14 protein-coding genes are annotated in these 18,124 nt (G+C 33.9%); 11 read left to right on the forward strand and 3 right to left on the reverse strand.

Annotated elements, in window-relative coordinates; all coding sequences use genetic code 11:
* The first annotated feature begins 2 nt into the window (after positions 1 to 2).
* The 8 genes from EV145_RS02570 (at position 3) to dusB (ending at position 11,537) form a co-directional block, all read left to right on the forward strand.
* The gene (locus tag EV145_RS02570) at positions 3 to 374 is read left to right on the forward strand and encodes a 3-hydroxyacyl-ACP dehydratase (RefSeq protein WP_133523660.1); all 372 of its coding nucleotides are present in this window, start codon (positions 3 to 5) and stop codon (positions 372 to 374) included.
* 2 nt (positions 375 to 376) lie between these two features.
* The gene (locus tag EV145_RS02575) at positions 377 to 862 is read left to right on the forward strand and encodes a hypothetical protein (RefSeq protein ID WP_133523661.1); all 486 of its coding nucleotides are present in this window, start codon (positions 377 to 379) and stop codon (positions 860 to 862) included.
* An 18-nt stretch (positions 863 to 880) separates the two neighbouring features.
* Complete coding sequence (locus tag EV145_RS02580) at positions 881 to 2,068, forward strand: DUF2062 domain-containing protein (protein WP_133523662.1); 1,188 nt, start codon at positions 881 to 883, stop codon at positions 2,066 to 2,068.
* A gap of 165 nt (positions 2,069 to 2,233) precedes the next feature.
* Entirely contained in the window at positions 2,234 to 5,914 is a 3,681-nt protein-coding gene (locus EV145_RS02585) for a 1-acyl-sn-glycerol-3-phosphate acyltransferase (RefSeq protein ID WP_133523663.1), read from the forward strand.
* A gap of 1 nt (position 5,915) precedes the next feature.
* Positions 5,916 to 7,433, forward strand: coding sequence for a phytoene desaturase family protein (locus EV145_RS02590; RefSeq protein ID WP_133523664.1), 1,518 nt, complete (start codon positions 5,916 to 5,918; stop codon positions 7,431 to 7,433).
* An 8-nt stretch (positions 7,434 to 7,441) separates the two neighbouring features.
* Complete coding sequence (locus EV145_RS02595; RefSeq protein ID WP_133523665.1) at positions 7,442 to 9,109, forward strand: C45 family autoproteolytic acyltransferase/hydolase; 1,668 nt, start codon at positions 7,442 to 7,444, stop codon at positions 9,107 to 9,109.
* Complete coding sequence (locus tag EV145_RS02600) at positions 9,106 to 10,401, forward strand: phenylacetate--CoA ligase family protein (protein ID WP_133523666.1); 1,296 nt, start codon at positions 9,106 to 9,108, stop codon at positions 10,399 to 10,401. Before EV145_RS02595 ends, EV145_RS02600 begins: the two co-directional genes overlap by 4 nt.
* Positions 10,402 to 10,544: 143 nt before the next feature.
* Positions 10,545 to 11,537: a tRNA dihydrouridine synthase DusB gene (gene dusB, locus EV145_RS02605; protein WP_133523667.1), complete on the forward strand. Its 993-nt coding sequence runs from the start codon at positions 10,545 to 10,547 to the stop codon at positions 11,535 to 11,537.
* A gap of 44 nt (positions 11,538 to 11,581) precedes the next feature.
* On the opposite strand, the gene EV145_RS02610 is transcribed toward dusB, so the two are convergent.
* The 3 genes from EV145_RS02610 to rbfA form a co-directional block, all read right to left on the reverse strand.
* The gene (locus EV145_RS02610; RefSeq protein WP_133523668.1) at positions 11,582 to 13,009 is read right to left on the reverse strand and encodes an MATE family efflux transporter; all 1,428 of its coding nucleotides are present in this window, start codon (positions 13,007 to 13,009) and stop codon (positions 11,582 to 11,584) included.
* A 169-nt stretch (positions 13,010 to 13,178) separates the two neighbouring features.
* Positions 13,179 to 14,378 carry an ABC transporter permease gene (locus EV145_RS02615; protein ID WP_133523669.1) on the reverse strand — a complete coding sequence of 400 codons (1,200 nt, stop codon included), beginning with the start codon at positions 14,376 to 14,378 and terminating at the stop codon, positions 13,179 to 13,181.
* A 1-nt stretch (position 14,379) separates the two neighbouring features.
* Positions 14,380 to 14,772 carry a 30S ribosome-binding factor RbfA gene (gene rbfA, locus EV145_RS02620; protein ID WP_007808467.1) on the reverse strand — a complete coding sequence of 131 codons (393 nt, stop codon included), beginning with the start codon at positions 14,770 to 14,772 and terminating at the stop codon, positions 14,380 to 14,382.
* A 218-nt stretch (positions 14,773 to 14,990) separates the two neighbouring features.
* On the opposite strand from rbfA, the gene EV145_RS02625 reads away from it, so the two are divergent.
* The 3 genes from EV145_RS02625 (at position 14,991) to EV145_RS02635 (ending at position 18,124) form a co-directional block, all read left to right on the forward strand.
* A complete protein-coding gene (locus EV145_RS02625; RefSeq protein WP_133523670.1) occupies positions 14,991 to 15,410 on the forward strand; it encodes a CBS domain-containing protein in 420 nt (139 codons plus the stop codon).
* Between the two features lie 291 nt (positions 15,411 to 15,701).
* Positions 15,702 to 17,138 carry a circularly permuted type 2 ATP-grasp protein gene (locus tag EV145_RS02630; RefSeq protein ID WP_026982451.1) on the forward strand — a complete coding sequence of 479 codons (1,437 nt, stop codon included), beginning with the start codon at positions 15,702 to 15,704 and terminating at the stop codon, positions 17,136 to 17,138.
* Between the two features lie 32 nt (positions 17,139 to 17,170).
* Entirely contained in the window at positions 17,171 to 18,124 is a 954-nt protein-coding gene (locus EV145_RS02635; RefSeq protein ID WP_133523671.1) for an alpha-E domain-containing protein, read from the forward strand.

An 18,124-nucleotide genomic window follows, 5' to 3' on the forward strand; every position in this document is an offset into this window, starting at 1 on the left:
AAATGGTTTTAAAAGATTTTTACAAAGTTCTTTCAGAAGAAAAAACTGGAGATTATAAACATACTATTACAATTTTGGTCAATGAAAAACATGAAGTTTTCAAAGGTCATTTTCCAGGAAACCCAATTATGCCGGGTGTCTGCATGATTCAGATTATAAAGGAACTTACCGAGAAAATTACACAGGAAACTTTAATGATTCAAACGCTTGCCAATGTAAAATTTATTGCGCTTATTAATCCAGAAGTTAATCCGGAATTGCGTTTAGAACTTGATATTACCACAACTGAAGATAATTTGGTAAAAGTAAAAAACACCACTTATTTCAACGAGACGGTTGCTTTAAAATTGAGCAATGTCTATAAAAAACCTTAGATATGAAACTGCTATTAACATTACTTTTGTGGGTTAATTTTTCTGGAACTCCAGACTTGGCTGCGATCAGAAAAATGTATACTAGCGTTACAAAATCAGAGAACAACGCTAAAGAATTTTCAGAAAAACTGGCTGACGTTTCTAATAATAATGATAAAACTTTAGTAGCTTACAAAGCGGCTTCTATTTTATTGGATTCTAAGTTCGAAAAGAAATTAAATGACAAAATTGCTCGTTTTAAAGAAGGTGCAAAACTGCTTGAATCGACTATAAAAAGCGAACCAAATAATATCGAAATAAGATTAATCCGATTGAGCATTCAGGAAAATGTTCCGGGAATCACAGGCTATAAAAAAAATATTAAAGAAGACAAAAAATATCTTACTGAGCATTATGCTGATCAAAGCGCTGCTTTAAAAGAATATCTAAAAGACTTTATTTTACAATCAAAAAGTTTTTCTGAAAAAGAGAAACAATTTGTGAAGTAAGCGATAGCATAACTCCTCATGAAACCTATTTTACTTCAGCACGATTTACTTGATTCGACTTCGTTTTGCGTTATTGTTCCCACGTACAATAATCAAAAAACGCTAAAAAAAGTGCTGGATTCTATTTTAGATTATACTGTCAATATTATTATTGTCAACGACGGTTCTACAGATGAAACTTTCGAAATTCTAAAACAATATTCGCAGCTAACGCAAATTCATCATCCAAAAAATTTAGGAAAAGGAAGAGCACTCCGAAACGGTTTCAGAAAAGCATTGGAACAAAATTTTGAGTACGCCATAACAATCGATTCAGATGGACAGCATTTTGCATCTGATATTCCGAATTTTATCACAGCAATTCAAAAAGAACCAAACGCGCTTTTGATTGGAAGCCGCAACATGACGCAGGAAAATGTGCCGAAAAAAAGCAGTTTCGGGAATAAATTTTCGAACTTTTGGTTCAAATTTGAAACCGGAATTAAGTTAGAAGATACACAATCTGGTTTTAGATTATATCCGTTGCAATTACTTCCGAAACAGTTTTATACTAATAAATTTGAGTTTGAAATTGAGGTTATAGTACGATCTGCGTGGAAGGGAATTGTAGTCAAAAACATTCCTATTCAGGTTTTGTATGATCCAGCTGAGCGTGTTTCTCATTTTCGTCCGTTTCGAGATTTTACCCGAATAAGTATTTTGAACACGGTTTTGGTGACTAATGCTTTGCTGTATATCAAGCCAAGAGATTTTTTTAGAAGAGCAAAAAAAAAAGGGTTTAAAAAGTTCTTTCTCGAAGACATTTTAGAAAGCAAGGATTCAAATTTCAAGAAATCTGCCGCCATTGCTTTAGGAATTTTTATTGGTTTTTCTCCTTTTTGGGGCTTTCAAACTATTTTACTTTTTACTTTTGCCGCTATTTTCAAACTCAACAAAGTCATCGCCTATTTAACTTCAAATGTGAGTTTTCCTCCATTTATTCCATTTATAATTTACGCTTCACTTCAAGTTGGAAGCATTTTTGTGTCCAGCGACTCGCCCTTAATTTTGAATAGTTCACTTACACTTGACGATATTCAAAAAAATGCTACGCAATATATTGTAGGAAGTCTTATTTTAGCAACCGTTTCGGCGCTATCAGTTGGCCTTATAAGTTATTTGCTTTTAACTGCTTTTACCAAAAAACATTCTGAAAAATCTTTGTAGTTTTGCCACGAATTACACGAATTTTCACGAATTAATTGGAGTGAAAATTTGTAGTGAATATAAAATTAAATCGGCCGTAGGATAGGTGAATACGCATAATTTCGTCGACAAGTCGATAAAAAATTAGTGGAAATTCGTGTAATTCGTGGCAAAAAGAAAATAATCATGCATCAATACTTTTACGCCATTCATTTGTTTGTTAACCGAAGAAAATCGCTGTCGGTTGCATTAGCTGTTTTGATCCTTTTGGTGTTTGGTTTTTTTGCTTCCCAAATTAAGTTTGAAGAAGATATTACGAAATTAATTCCAGCCAATGACAAAGCCGATGTCACAGCAAAAGTCTTAAAACAATTAAATTTTGCCGATAAAATAACCGTCATTTTCAAACTCGAAAAAAACGGCTCTGCAGAAGATTTAAAAGAAATGGCAACTGCTTTTTCAGACAGTGTTTCTAAATCCTGCAAACCATATGTAACGGGAATTCAGGGAAAAATTGACGAAGAAAATATTCAGGAAACAATTGATTTTGTTTACAATAATCTGCCTCTTTTTCTTGAAAATAAAGATTATGAAGCCATTCAAAACAAACTGAAAAATGACAGTATTGCAGCAACGGTTCAAGGAAATTACAAATCGATTATTTCACCTTCTGGGTTTATTACAAAAGATTTTATTCAGCAAGATCCGCTTGGAATTTCGTTTATCGCTTTAAAAAAATTACAGCAATTAAATATTGGCGACGATTTTACGCTTGACAATGGTTTTGTGATGACTAAAGACAAAAAGAAATTATTGCTTTTTATAACCTCAAATCTTCCATCAAGCGAAACCGAAAAAAATACGCTGTTTGCTGAAAAGCTAAAATCGATTCAAGAAAATTTAAATCAAAAATTTTACGGCAAAACTTCCATCAGTTATTTTGGTTCGGCTTTAATTGCGGTTGCGAATGCGAATCAAATTAAAAGCGATATTGTTTTAACAACAACAATCGCGATGATTACGCTGATGTTGATTCTGATTTTATTTTATCGAAAAATATTAATTCCGCTGATTATATTTCTTCCAACGGTTTTTGGAGCTTTGTTTGCGGTTGCATTTTTATATTTTGTAAAAGAACAGATTTCGGCAATTTCTCTCGGAATCGGATCTATTTTACTCGGAATTACTATCGATTATTCCATTCATATTCTCACGCATTACAAGCACAACAGCGACATCAAAACATTGTATAAAGACATTACAATGCCTGTAATTATGAGCAGTTCTACTACAGCGGTTGCTTTTTTATGTCTGCTTTTTGTAAAATCTGATGCGCTTAATGATCTCGGAATTTTTGCCGCCGTAATTGTTATGGCAACTGGATTTTTCTCTCTTTTGATTGTCCCGCATTTGTACAAACCAAAAGAAAATCCGGCTGAACACAAGAAAAATGTCATTGATAAAATGGCCCATTTCTCCTTTCACAACAATAAAATCTTAATTATTTTTTGCGTCATCATCACTATTATTTGCTGTTTTACTTATAATGATGTTCGTTTCAATAACGATTTGTCGCAGTTAAATTTTGTTCCAAAGGAAATTAAAGCAGCCGAAAAACAACTGGAAGAAAGTACAAGCTTAACTTCAAAAACAATTTATGTGGCTTCGTATGGAAAAAGCATGGAGGAAGTTTTGCAAAACAACAGCCAGCTTTTTACCGATTTAGCAAAAGAAAAACAACAAAACAAGATTTTAAATTTTAGTTCTGTTGGTGGCATTATGCTTTCGCAAAAGGAACAGCTTCAAAAAATCGAAAAATGGAATTCGTTTTGGGATACCAATAAAAAAGCACTTTTAAAATCACAGTTAATTTCTGAAGGTTCAAAACTCGGCTTTAAGCCAACAACTTACACCAACTTTTTTGATCATTTAGATTTTGACTTCAAGCCTATTTCTGCAAATGAATATTTAAAAATTCAGGCGTTGCAGTTAAAAGAATTTGTGACTGAAAAAAATGGTTTTTACACTATTTCGACTTTAGTAAAAGTTTCGCCAGAACAAAGAGATGCTTTTGTAAAATCGGCTTCAGCCAAAAAGAATTTAATTGCAATCGATCGCCAGCAAATGAACGAAACGTTTTTCAGCACTTTGAAAACCGATTTCAATTCGCTTGTCAATTATTCCTTTGTTGCTGTAATTCTGATTTTATTTTTCTTCTTCCGAAGAATTGAATTGGTAATTGTAAGCTGTATTCCAATTGCTTTAACCGGAATTGTAACTGCCGGAATTATGGGCATTTTTGGCATTCAAATGAATATTTTCAGCATGATTGTCTGCACTTTGATTTTTGGTCACGGCGTTGATTTCAGTATTTTCATGACAAGTGCTTTACAGAAAGAATATACCACCGGAAAAAATGAAATAGCCATTTACAGAACCTCCATTATTTTAGCCGTAATCACAACTATTTTAGGAATTGGGGCTATGATTTTTGCCAAACACCCAGCGTTGACTTCGATTTCATCGGTTTCATTAATTGGAGTTTTTGCGGCGCTCATTATCACGTTTATTTTCTATCCAATTCTTTTTAAATTATTTATTTCAAATAGATCAAAAAATGGAAATCCGCCGTTTCATTTACGCACTTTTGTTCATGGCGTTATTTCGTTTTTCTATTATGGAATGGGTGGCATTATAATGTCGATTTTCAGTTTTACCATAATGCCAATTTTACCTTTAAGCGCTAAAACAAAAATGAAAGGATTTCGATATGTGGTTTCAAAATTCATGAAATCAGTATTGTATTCAAACCCATTTATACATAAAAAAGTCGTTAATAATTTTAATGAAAATTTCGAAAAACCAGCCGTAATTATTGCCAATCATTCTTCATTTATAGACATTTTGGCAATGGGAATGCTGAGTCCAAAAATTATTTTTCTGGTAAGCGACTGGGTTTACAACTCTCCTATTTTTGGCGGTGTTGTAAGGAAAGCTGGTTTCTATCCCGTATCCGAAGGTCTTGAAGGCGGTGTTGAGCATTTGCGCAAAAAAGTAGAGGAAGGTTATTCGTTAATGGTTTTTCCAGAAGGAACACGATCAGAAAATAATGTTGTCAAACGATTCCACAAAGGTGCTTTTTTCCTTGCCGAAGAATTTAATTTAGATATTATTCCAATTGTGATTCACGGCGCTTCAGAGTTAATTCCGAAAGGTGATTTTGTCATTCACAATGGAAACCTTACTGTTACTATTTTAGAAAGAATTATACCTGAAAATCATTCCTTTGGAAATAATTATGCGGAGAGAACGAAACAAATCAGTACATTCTTTAAAACAGAATATCGTAAAATCCGTCAGCAATTAGAAGGTCCGGATTATTTTAAAAAGATGTTACAGCATAGTTATGATTATAAAGAAATTGAAGTTGTAAACAGTGTAAAAAAAGATCTTAAAAAACATCTTGAAACTTATTTTCTTCTTGGAAAACAACTATCGGCGAAAGCCAAAATAGTACACTTGGCAAATGATTATGGGCAATTAGATGTTTTATTGGCACTGCAGGAACCACAGCGAAAAATTCATTCTTTTATTGCTGATGAAGAAAAACGCGATATTGCCAAAACTAATTATATCGTTAATAAGAGAAAAATATCATATCTCGAAAATTTAGAATCACTATCTGAAAATCAATATGATACTCTTTTAATTTCGGATGAAAATTCAGAAAATGAAATTCAGAAATTAATACTTTTGACTTCAGTCGTAATTTTAATAGATTGTCCGCGTTTAAAAAACACTTTGATTAACTTTGGTTTTGAGTCCGTTTTAGATGAAAACGATTTAATCGTATTAAAGAAAAACTAAAATGAAAGAACATTACGATGTTGTAATTGTTGGCAGTGGTTTGGGCGGATTGGTTTCGTCCATTATTCTGGCTAAAGAAGGCTACAGCGTTTGTGTGCTCGAAAAAAACAATCAATACGGCGGAAATCTTCAGACTTTTGTTCGTGATAAAACCATCTTTGATACCGGAATTCATTATATCGGAGGTTTAGGCGAAGGCGAAAATCTGCATCAATATTTTAAATATTTGGGAATTATCGATAAACTGAATCTGAAAAAATTAGATGAAAATGCTTTCGATATTATTTCTTTTGAAGATGATAAAACCGAATATCCGCATGCGCAGGGTTACGAAAATTTTGTTCATCAGTTAAAAGAATATTTCCCTGAAGAAGAAAAAAACATTTCAAATTATTGCGAAAAACTCAAGGCGATTTGTGATTCTTTTCCGCTTTATAATTTAGAATCAGAGGGAAAATATGATTCTGAAATTCTGACTTTAAATGCAAAAGAAACTATTGATTCTTTTACACAAAATGAAAAGCTGAAAGCAGTTTTAGCCGGTTCCAATTTTTTATACGCCGGCATTCCAGATAAATCACCATTTTATGTTCATGCGTTAATTGTAAATTCCTACATTCAAAGTTCATGGCGCTGTATTAACGGCGGGAGCCAAATTACAAAACAGCTTTTAAAACAGCTTAAAAAATACGGCGGTGAATTTTATAAACATAAAGAAGTTACACGTTTTGGAGTCGAAAATCACAAAGTGAATTCAGTTAAAATGAAAGATGGAACACAAGTTTCCGGAACGTTTTTTATTTCAAATATTGAACCCAAAACAACTTTGAAAATGGCAGGCGAAGCAAACTTCAGAAAACCATTTTTCAACCGTATTCAAAGTCTTGAAGGCGTACTTTCGGCTTTTAGTTTGTATTTGGTTTTTAAACCTCAGACTTTCAAATATATCAACCATAATTATTATCATTTTAAAAATAGCGACGAAGTCTGGACAGCGCAGGAATACGACGAAAATTCATGGCCAAAAATGTATATGGCTTCCATGAATGCTTCTAAAGAAGAGGAAATCTGGGCAGATGGAATGACGTTTATAACGTATATGAAGTTTGATGATGTTGCACCTTGGACAGCTACTTTTAATACAACCGTCGAAAAAAATGACCGCGGTGAAAGTTATGAAGAATTCAAAGACCGAAAAACAGCTAAATTTTTAGATGAAATCGAAATAAAATTTCCAGGAATCAGAGACTGCATTAAATCTATACATACTTCAAGTCCGCTTTCTTACCGTGATTATATTGGCGGTGACAACGGAAATATGTACGGTTATGTTAAAGATTCCAATAATCCGTTAAAAACATTGATTCCTTCAAAAACCAAGTTAGAAAATTTATATCTTACAGGTCAGAGTATTAATATGCATGGTGTTCTAGGCGTAACGATTGGCGCCGTCGTAACCTGCTCAGAAATTGTTGGAAAAGAATATTTGATTAATAAAATTAATCAGTCTGCAGAATAAATTGAATTATGAAAAACCGAATTACATATCTTTTCTTCGTCGGTTTTTTAGGAATTCTTATTTCCTGTGGTACTTCAAAATCAAAAAATCATCAGCCCAATATTTCCAATTATAATGCAACAAAACCTATTGTTACCAAAATTTCAGACAGCATTTTTATTTCAGGAAATAATTCGCTTTTAAAAAATAAACAAGGACTTTGGGAATTATATGTTGAAGGTGATCCTTTAGAAATTGGCCTCAACACCGGCGCATTATCTGACTCGCTTTTGGAGAGACAGCAAAATATATTTTTCTCCAAAATAAAAGATTTAATTCCGTCAAAATTTGAGCAAAAGTTATTGCGTCACTTCTTAAAATGGTACAACCGAAAATTATATGCCAATGTTCCCGAAGAGTATCAGACGGAGATTTTTGGCGTTTCGCAATATACTTCGCATGACTTTGACAATATTGCACCGCAGTATCAGCGTGGTTTGTATCTGCACGCGGCGCATGACATTGGACATGCGTTGCAGGATTTGGCCTTGGTTGGTTGTTCGTCGTTTGCCGCTTGGGGCGAAAAATCTGAAGATGGAAATTTAATTCTCGGGCGCAACTTTGATTTTTATGTGAATGATGCTTTCGCAGAAAATAAAATTATTGCGTTTATAAAACCGGAACAAGGCCACAATTTTATGATGGTTGCCTGGCCCGGAATGATTGGCGCTGTTTCTGGAATGAATCAGCAAGGTTTGACGGTTACGATTAATGCTGCAAAATCTGAAATTCCGATGAGCGCCAAAACGCCAATTTCTATTTTGACCCGCGAAATTTTACAACATGCTTCAACTATTGACGAAGCGATTGCCATTGCAAAAAAACGATCCGTCTTTGTTTCAGAGTCGATTATGGTAGGAAGTGCTCAAGATAATAAAGCTGTTTTAATTGAAGTTTCTCCAAAAAAAATGGACGTCTATGAAATGCCAAACAGCAACCAATTGATTTGTTCGAATCATTTTCAGAGTGAAACATTCAAAAATGAAAAACGAAATCAAACGCAAATTGCAGACAGTCATTCTGAATATCGCTTTGAAAGAATGGAAGAGCTTTTATCTGAAAACAAAAAAATAAATCCTGAAATTGCTTCAGAAATTCTTAGAGACAAAAATGGTCTAAACGATATTCCTTTAGGATACGGTAATGAAAAAGCACTAAATCAATTGCTGGCACATCACGGAATTATTTTTAAACCGAAAGAAAAACTGGTTTGGGTCTCGGCAAATCCATTTCAGCTTGGTGAATTTGTGTGTTATAATCTGGATTCTATTTTTAACGGAAGAAAAACGAATACCGCGATTTCATTTGAACAAGAAAATTTAAATATCGCCAAAGATCCTTTTATAAAAACAGAAGCTTTTCAAAACTTCAAAAAGTTTAAAGCTGAAAATCACCAAATGGATTTGTATCTTAAAAAAGAAGAAACAATTTCGCCCGAATTTATTGAGCATTATCAATCTCTAAACCCAGATTATTGGGTTGTATATTACAAAGCAGGGTTGTACTTTTATCAAAAAAAACAATTCCGTGCGGCTCAAATAAATTTTGAAAAAGCACTGACGAAAGAAATTACTACCGCTCCTGAAAAAGCAAAAATTGAAAAATATTTAAAAAAACTCAAAAGAAAATTACAATGATTCCAGCAATAGAAAAAAATTCTTTAGACGAAATTAAAGTTTTTCAAGAACAAAAATTATCAGAGCTTTTAGCTTATATAAGTGAGCATTCTCCTTTTTATAAAAGACTTTTTGCAGGACAAAATATTGATATTTCAAAAGTAAAAACTTTAGAAGATTTACAATTTCTTCCCGTAACAACCAAAGAAGATTTACAGCAATACAACGACGATTTTTTGTGCGTTCCACAGCATAAAATTATTGATTATGCCTCAACTTCAGGAACTTTGGGCGATCCGGTAACTTTTGGTTTAACCGATTCTGATTTAGACCGATTAGCTTATAACGAAGCGATTTCATTTGCCTGCGCCGGAATTGCCGAAGGCGATGTCGTGCAGCTAATGACTACAATTGACAGAAAATTTATGGCCGGACTTGCTTATTTTCTTGGTTTAAGAAAATTGAAAGTTGGCGTAATTCGTGTTGGTGCGGGAATTCCTGAAATGCAGTGGGATTCAATTTTAAAATACAATCCGAATTATTTAATTACAGTTCCGTCCTTTCTTTTAAAATTAATTGAATACGCAGAAATTCACGGAATCGATTATAATAATTCGAGCATAAAAGGCGCCATCTGTATTGGAGAATCTTTGAGAGAACAAGATTTTTCAATGAATATTCTATCCAAAAAAATTACAGAAAAATGGAATATTAAGTTATTTTCAACTTATGCTTCAACCGAAATGAGTACGGCTTTTACAGAATGTGAACATGGAAAAGGCGGACATCATCATCCGGAATTGATTATTGTTGAAGTGCTGGATGAAAATAATATTCCTGTAAAAAATGGAGAAACGGGCGAACTTACTTTTACCACTTTAGGAATTGAAGCAATGCCGTTGTTGCGTTTTAAAACCGGAGATATGGTACAGCTTCATGATGAACCTTGTGCGTGCGGACGAAATACGTTGCGCGTTGGCCCTGTTGTTGGTCGTAAAAAACAAATGATAAAATACAAAGGTACAACACTTTATCCGCCAGCGATGAATGATGTTTTGAGCAGTTTTGATACTATTGAAAATCATTTAATCGAAATCTCTACAAATGATTTAGGCACCGATGAAATCCTGATTAAAATTGCAGTAAAAAACCAAACTCCAGAATTTCTACAAGAAATAAAAGACCATTTTAGAGCCAAACTGAGAGTTACTCCAAAAATAGAATTCGCCTCAAAAGAAACTTTAAACCCTTTGGTTTTTAATCCAATGAGTAGAAAACCGATTCGGTTTTTTGACTATAGAACTTCATTCTAAGTTGCTAAGATACTGAGATTCTAAGATTCTGAGTTTTTCTTTTTAAAATAAAACAAGGATAAAAACTCAGAACCTTAGCATCTTAGAAACTTAGAATCTTTTTAATTAAACTAAATGTTGTAATTTTGCAAAAAATTATGAAGATGGTCAAGATTGGCAACATAGAATTACCCGAATTTCCTTTACTGCTTGCTCCTATGGAAGATGTGAGCGATCCGCCGTTTCGCAGATTATGCAAAACGCACGGCGCTGATATGATGTATTCTGAATTCATTTCATCAGAAGGATTAATTCGTGATGCAATCAAAAGCAGAATGAAGCTGGATATTTTTGATTATGAACGTCCGGTTGGAATTCAGATTTTTGGTGGAGATGAAGAAGCAATGGCGCTTTCGTCTAAAATTGTTTCTACTGTAAAACCTGATTTAGTGGATATCAATTTTGGATGTCCGGTAAAAAAAGTAGTGTGTAAAGGTGCCGGAGCCGGAGTTCTAAAAGATGTTGATTTGATGGTGCGTTTGACAAAAGCGGTTATCAGAAGTACTGATTTGCCTGTTACCGTAAAAACACGTTTAGGCTGGGACGACAACTCTATAAATATTGATGAAGTTGCAGAAAGACTTCAAGATATTGGTGTACAAGCATTAACAATCCACGCTAGAACCCGTGCTCAAATGTACAAAGGCCACTCTGACTGGTCGCATATTGCACGTGTAAAAAACAATCCTAGAATTACAATGCCTATTTTTGGAAACGGCGATATTGACAGTCCAGAAAAAGCATTAAAATATAAAAACGAATACGGAATTGACGGCATCATGATTGGCCGCGCCGCGATTGGCTATCCATGGATTTTTAACGAAATCAAGCATTATTTCAAAACGGGTGAACACTTGCCTGCTCCAACCGTTATTGATCGTGTTGAAGCTGCCAGAAATCATTTGCAATGGTCGATGGATTGGAAAGGCGAACGTTTAGGAATTGTAGAAATGCGTCGTCATTATACCAACTATTTCAAAGGAATTCATTCCTTCAAAGAATTCAAACAAAAATTAGTTACCACTGATGCACCTGAAGATTTATTCGCCATTATGAAAGAAATTGAACAGGTTTATGCGGGATATGAATTTGTTTAAAAATAATAAAAAAAGGCCTTCAAATTTGAAGGCCTTTTTGTTTATTATACTTGAACTCGTTTCCACTTTCCTCTTCTATAGAAAAAGATTCCAGCTAAAGTAATAGCAGTTTCGGCAACTGGAATTGCAATAAAAACTCCAGTAGGTCCCATATTAAAATGTTTGGCTAATACAAATGCCAGCGGAATTTGGAACAGCCAAAATCCGAAGAAATTAATTCCGGTTGGTGTCCAGGTATCTCCAGCTCCGTTGAAAGTATTGATCAAAACCATTCCTATTCCGTAGAAAATAAATCCGATGCTCATAATCTGCAAAGCTTCAATGGCAACGGTTTTTACTTGTTCGTCATTTGTAAAAAACGAAATAATATATTGTCCAAAAACTAAAGTGATAATCATAATTGTCGCCATGAAAATCACATTGTAGCGTGCCGTCGTATAAACCGATTTTTCAGCACGTTCTATTTGTTTCGCTCCTAAGTTTTGCCCGACCAAAGTTGCGGCGGCATTACTCAATCCCCAAGCAGGAAGAATAAAAAACATCATAATTCTAAGCGCGGTTTGATAACCTGCAGAACCGTGATCACCGCCAGTCGTTGCGACCAATTGCGCTAAGAAAATCCAGCTGCATGAAGCAATTACAAACTGTAAAATTCCCGGTGCTGCGATTTTTACTAAAGCCTGAATCTGTTTAAAGTCGGGCGCGAAATATGGAATTTTAATTTTTAATATTCCGTTTCCAAAAAACAAATGATAAACCTGATATAAAACCCCAATGCTTCGTCCGATAGTTGTTGCCAAAGCAGCGCCAATCAATCCGAAAGCAGGAATTGGTCCAAAACCATTAATTAAAATTGGACATAAAATGATATTACAGATATTGGCAATCCAAAGACTTTTCATTGCAATTGCTGCATTTCCTGCTCCACGAAAAATTCCGTTGATTAAGAACAAGAGCATAATACACAAGCTCGATCCAATCATAATTTGAGTAAATCTAAAACCATGCTCGGCAGCTTCGACAGATGCTCCCATCAGCAACAATATATCTTTGGCATAAATAATTCCCAAGACACTCATTACAGCGTTTACGGCAATTGCAACAATTATGGCTTGCATTCCGGCTTTAGCTGCGGCGACTGGATCTTTTTCTCCAATTCGTCTTGCTACGACTGCAGTTGCTGCCATACTCATTCCTATTGCTAGCGAGTATATAATCGTTAAAACTGATTCTGTCAATCCAACGGTTTGAATTGCAAAACTGCTATGTTCCAAATGTCCGACGAAATATAAATCGACTAAAGCGAAAACTGATTCCATCATCATTTCCAAAACCATCGGAATGGCTAATAGAATTACAGCTTTTTTTATACTTCCAGAAGTATAATCAAATGATTCGTCGCCTTTTAAGGCTTGTTTTAAAGTGGTGAAAATTTTAGAAAAGAAGCTTTTCTGTATTGTTGTTTCTGTCATGATAAGTTAGGATAAATGAAAAGATGGGTTCAGATGTACTAATCTGAACGCGAAAAAAAACGTAAGTATCCTAATTATTCTAAAAAATAAAATAGGATTAGGCAGAAACAATCATATGCTCTAATTTTTTGAGAGGATAAATATAGGGAATATTTTTTAGCCAGAAATATTAATCCAGCAGCTTTTTACTCACTCGGCTGCAAGCAATTAAAGAAGCCAGAAAGCCAAGAGAAATGATAGTACCTAAAACAATTAATATGTTTTCAATTGTAAATACAACCGGAAAAGCTAACGTTGGCGTAATCATAATAAGTGAGTATTTTTGTTGCAACAATACTAGAATAACACCCAAAATTAGTCCGATTATACCACCAAAAACACTTAATAAAGTTCCTTGAAGTAGGAATATTTTTCGCAGATGGCTAATTTCAGTTCCTAGGTTAAAAAGAGTTTTAAGATTTCCTTTTTTCTCTAAAATCATCATAATCAAAGCACCAATCAAATTAAAAAGTGCCACAATAATTACTAAAGTAAAAATCAGATAAACAGCGATATTTTCGGTGTTAAGCATTCTATACAAAGATTCATTCAGCTGTGCTCTGTTTTTAAGCGTAACTTTATTTTTGAAAATACTTTCAAGTTGCGATCGTATAGCGCGCTCACTTGCGTTTTCTTTTAAATTAAATTCAACGCCCGAAATTTGATTTGGCTTGTACATTAATAATTCCTGTACCAGACCCAAATCAGCAAAAACATACTTTGAATCCAAATCTTCACTGATTGAATAAATTCCAACCGGAAGAACATCTGTTTTTGTAAAAGCATCATCCGGATTTTCAATTGCTCCTTTTCCAGGTTTTGGAGCAAATATCTGTAACGGATTTTCAAAATCCAAAACTCCTAATGAAAAATCGCGGGAAATGCCGTACCCAATGACAACCTGATATGTATCTGGTTTTAGCCACTGTCCTGTGAAAAGCTTTTTTTTGATATCGTTGACTACAGGGTAATTACTGTCAACTCCTTTTAAATAAGTAACTTTTTGTTTGTCTTTAAACAAAAACAAAACGCGTTCTTCGATAATTTTAGTGTACGAAACGACACCATCAATTTTCTTAATCTGATTTTCCTGATCTGGCGTCATTAAAAATGATTTTCCGTAAGTACTTGTCATTTTTAAATCGGGATCAATTTCGTTTGTAAACGAAAGGCTGAAAACCTTTAAACCGCTAAAAACAGACAAGACCACAAACAAAGCCATTGTACCAACGATGATTCCCATGCTGGCAATACGATTAATGATATTAATAGCATTGTTTTTACTTTTGCTAAAAATATAACGTTTGGCTATGTAAAGGGGGAAATTCAACTTATGATTTTCTTCTTTTTTCTAAAAGATCGCGATTTTCAATTGGGTTTTCTCTGTTTGATAAAGCGTTATCAATTTTTTCGATATAGTCTAATGAGTCATCGATAAAAAATACCAGGTTTGGTACACGACGCAATTGCAAACGAACACGTTGTGACAAATCGTGTTTAATTAAGGTAGTATTTGATTTTATACCTTCTAAAGTTTCCTTTGCTTTTTCTTGTGGAAAAATGCTTAAATATACTGTTGCCACAGATAAATCTGATGTAACGCTAACTTTGGATACGGAAATTACCAAATTATTAATTCCGTTTTTTCGCACTTCACCTTGCAAAATATCAACCAAATCTTTTTGGATGACACCGCCTATTTTTTTCTGTCTATTTGTTTCCATAGTGCAAAAATACTATTTTTAAATTTCACTCGATACAATTTCCATTGAACAATAGAATGATTTTTACATTCTTACCCCTTTTTACTTCTATTTTGATTCTTTTTTTGATGAAAACCCAATAAATGAGATTGTTCTTCTGAGATCTGAATGCTGATAAAAGTCATGTTTTTTATCGGAATTATTTTACATATTTGAGAGAACCTAATAACAAATCAATTATGAAAAAAAGAGAACCAATCAGTCATATTATGACCAAAACCGTAGTGACTGCAAACGAAAATGATGATCTTAAAAAAGTTGTTGAGAAGCTAAAGAAAAATACGATTCGCCACATTCCGATTGTGAAAGGAAAAGAAGTTGTAGGGATTATTAGTAGAACCGACATTAACCGATTAACTTTTGGAGCTTTGTTTGAAGGGCAGGAAGGTGCCGATGAAGCCATTTTGGATATGCTGACAGTTTCGCAAGTCATGACTTCAAAACCAAAAACTGTTACATCGGATACTATAATTAGAGATTTGGCTGAAATTTTTGCAAAAGAAGATTTTCATGCTTTGCCCGTTGTTGACAATGGCGAGCTTAAAGGAATCGTAACGACAACGGATGTTGTGAAATATTTTTTAGAACAATACGATTAATAAAAATTCAACCATAAAAAGGAAGCTTAAATTGCTTCCTTTTTTTATACATAAAATTGATTAACAACTCTATTTCTTCTTAAGGCCATTTTCTTCGCTACGAAATCTCAAAAAAACGTACCTCTAAAAAGTCATATTTTCAAAATAAAAACTTCAAAAAACGAATTTTACATAAATTATAAAATTCACACTAATTTGAAAGTTTTAAGAAAATTAAAATTGTATTTTAGATTAAAAAATGAATATTTTTCATAAAAAAGTCTAAAAAACAATTTATTTAATAATTAGAGTATGGCAAAGTTAGCACCCAGTTTAAATCATAGCGGTTGGGATGAAATGTTCTCTAAAGATGGTGTTCGGGAATCCTACAGTCAAGTTTTCAAAACTTTACAAAGTTTAAGTCATAAAAATTTAACCAACAAGCAACAACAGGCTTCTGATTTGTTCATGAATCAGGGAATTACTTTTACTGTTTATAGTGATGATGCGAATGGTATTGAACGCATATTTCCTTTTGACATTATACCTAGAATCATCACACAAAAAGATTGGTTAGAAGTTGAATCCGGAATAAAACAGCGTTTAATGGCGCTGAATTTATTTTTGGAAGACATTTATAATGATCAAAACATTATAAAAGAAGGAATTATTCCCGCGGGATTAATCGCTTCTTGTCCGCATTATATTCAGGAAGTTCAGGGAATAAAAGTGCCTCATAATATCCATGTTCACATTGCGGGAATTGATTTAATTCGTGGAGCAAAAGGCGAATTTTATGTTCTGGAAGATAATCTGCGATGTCCGAGTGGCGTGAGTTATATGTTGGAAAATCGGGAAATTACCAAACGTATTTTTCCTGATATGCTTTCATCAAACCATGTAAGTATGGTTGGTAACTATCCCATGATTTTCCATAGTATTCTGGTTTCGCTTTCGCCGAGAAATGTTTCTAATCCAAATGTAGTTTTAATGACACCCGGCGTTTATAATTCGGCTTATTACGAACACACTTATTTGGCCCGTCAAATGGGAATTCCCTTAGTTGAAGGAAGAGATTTGGTAGTCAATAACAATCGCGTTTATATGAAAACCACTTCAGGTTTACAGCAAGTCGATGTTATTTATCGTCGTTTAGATGATGAGTATCTTGATCCTTTGGTTTTTAAACCCGACAGTGCGCTAGGAGTTCCTGGATTAATCAGCGCGTATCGACAAGGAAATGTTGCCTTGGTTAATGCTGTAGGAAATGGCGTTGCCGATGATAAAGCGATTTATGCTTACGTTCCGGATATGATCAAATATTATCTGAACGAAGAACCGATTTTAAAAAATGTTCCGACATACCGAATGGAAAATTTAGACGAACGCGAACACGTTTTTGCCAATATGGAAACTATGGTTATTAAAGAAACCAACCAAAGTGGCGGTTACGGAATGATTATGGGCAACAAGGCAACACAGGAAGAAATGGACGAAGCCAAAATTGCAATAACCAAAACTCCAAGAAATTTTATTGCACAACCTATTATACAATTAAGTACTGTTCCGTGTTTAATTGACGGGCAACTCAAATTACGTCACGTCGATTTAAGACCTTACGCTTTATGCGGACCAAAAGGAATTCAAATTGTTCCCGGTGGGCTAACCAGAGTTGCTTTGACAGAAGGTTCTTTGGTTGTAAACTCGTCTCAAGGTGGTGGAAGTAAAGATACCTGGATTATAAAATAAATGACTTTTTCTAACCTAAAAAAACATTCAAAATGGGAGTAAATATGCTTAGCCGGGTTGCAGACGGAATGTTTTGGCTCAACCGATATATGGAACGTACAGATGGAATGTTGCTTACTTTGAACACTTCCTATATTTTATCTTTTGATAAAGAAATTAACGATTCTCAAGGGTATAAACCGTTATTGCAATATTATACCAATTTATCTAAAGATAAAATTCATTCCATACAATATGACACAACTTATGTTCTGAAATACATTATTTGTGATAACCAAAATGATAATTCAGTTAAAAATTTAGTCGTGAAAGCTCGCGAAAATGCGCGTGGTTCTCAGGATAAAATAACCAAAGAATTATGGGAACATATCAATTCGATGTATCATTATATGAACTCACCAGATCTTCCCAGAAAACTAGAAACTTCAGATGCTTTAAAAATTATAACCAAACTCAACAAGGATTTATTGCTTTACAATGGAATTCTGCAAGTTACCATGCCACGTGGTTTGGGCTGGTGTTTTTCGAGTATTGGCAAACATATAGAAAGATGTCTGCAAACCATTTCGATGACGCAAGCTTACTTTGCTCCTATAAATTATAATCTCGAAGGCGAAGAAGATTTAATGTATTGGCGACGTTTATTACTATCGCTTTCCGGATATGAGTTGTATTTAAAAAGCTACAGCAACATTTCGCACAATCGAAAAGTGGCGCATCAGGTTATTTTCAATATGGATTTTGCTCATTCTGTAATTTATACTTTAGACTTTATAAACACGTACTTGAACTGTCTTTTCAAAGACAATGATTTGAGCGAAGCCCGAACCTTAATGAACCAGTTTGGACGATTAAAAAGTTATATCGCTTATACAGATTATCAGCATTTAACGAATCAGGAACTCGAAGAAGTCTTGCAAAACACTAAAAATCAACTTATTCAATTTTCTACAGATTTTTCAAAATTATTCTTTTCTTATACCTAA

It is taken from the genome of Flavobacterium sp. 245, assembly GCF_004362055.1.
In the GTDB taxonomy this organism is placed as follows: domain Bacteria; phylum Bacteroidota; class Bacteroidia; order Flavobacteriales; family Flavobacteriaceae; genus Flavobacterium.

Bases quoted from the DNA above. Each gene is read 5' to 3' on its own strand.
- EV145_RS02570 (WP_133523660.1), top strand. From the start codon at position 3: ATGGTTTTAAAAGATTTTTACAAAGTTCTTTCAGAAGAAAAAACTGGA.
- EV145_RS02575 (WP_133523661.1), top strand. From the start codon at position 377: ATGAAACTGCTATTAACATTACTTTTGTGGGTTAATTTTTCTGGAACT.
- EV145_RS02580 (WP_133523662.1), top strand. From the start codon at position 881: ATGAAACCTATTTTACTTCAGCACGATTTACTTGATTCGACTTCGTTT.
- EV145_RS02585 (WP_133523663.1), top strand. From the start codon at position 2,234: ATGCATCAATACTTTTACGCCATTCATTTGTTTGTTAACCGAAGAAAA.
- EV145_RS02590 (WP_133523664.1), top strand. From the start codon at position 5,916: ATGAAAGAACATTACGATGTTGTAATTGTTGGCAGTGGTTTGGGCGGA.
- EV145_RS02595 (WP_133523665.1), top strand. From the start codon at position 7,442: ATGAAAAACCGAATTACATATCTTTTCTTCGTCGGTTTTTTAGGAATT.
- EV145_RS02600 (WP_133523666.1), top strand. From the start codon at position 9,106: ATGATTCCAGCAATAGAAAAAAATTCTTTAGACGAAATTAAAGTTTTT.
- dusB (WP_133523667.1), top strand. From the start codon at position 10,545: ATGGTCAAGATTGGCAACATAGAATTACCCGAATTTCCTTTACTGCTT.
- EV145_RS02610 (WP_133523668.1), bottom strand. From the start codon at position 13,009: ATGACAGAAACAACAATACAGAAAAGCTTCTTTTCTAAAATTTTCACC.
- rbfA (WP_007808467.1), bottom strand. From the start codon at position 14,772: ATGGAAACAAATAGACAGAAAAAAATAGGCGGTGTCATCCAAAAAGAT.
- EV145_RS02625 (WP_133523670.1), top strand. From the start codon at position 14,991: ATGAAAAAAAGAGAACCAATCAGTCATATTATGACCAAAACCGTAGTG.
- EV145_RS02630 (WP_026982451.1), top strand. From the start codon at position 15,702: ATGGCAAAGTTAGCACCCAGTTTAAATCATAGCGGTTGGGATGAAATG.
- EV145_RS02635 (WP_133523671.1), top strand. From the start codon at position 17,171: ATGGGAGTAAATATGCTTAGCCGGGTTGCAGACGGAATGTTTTGGCTC.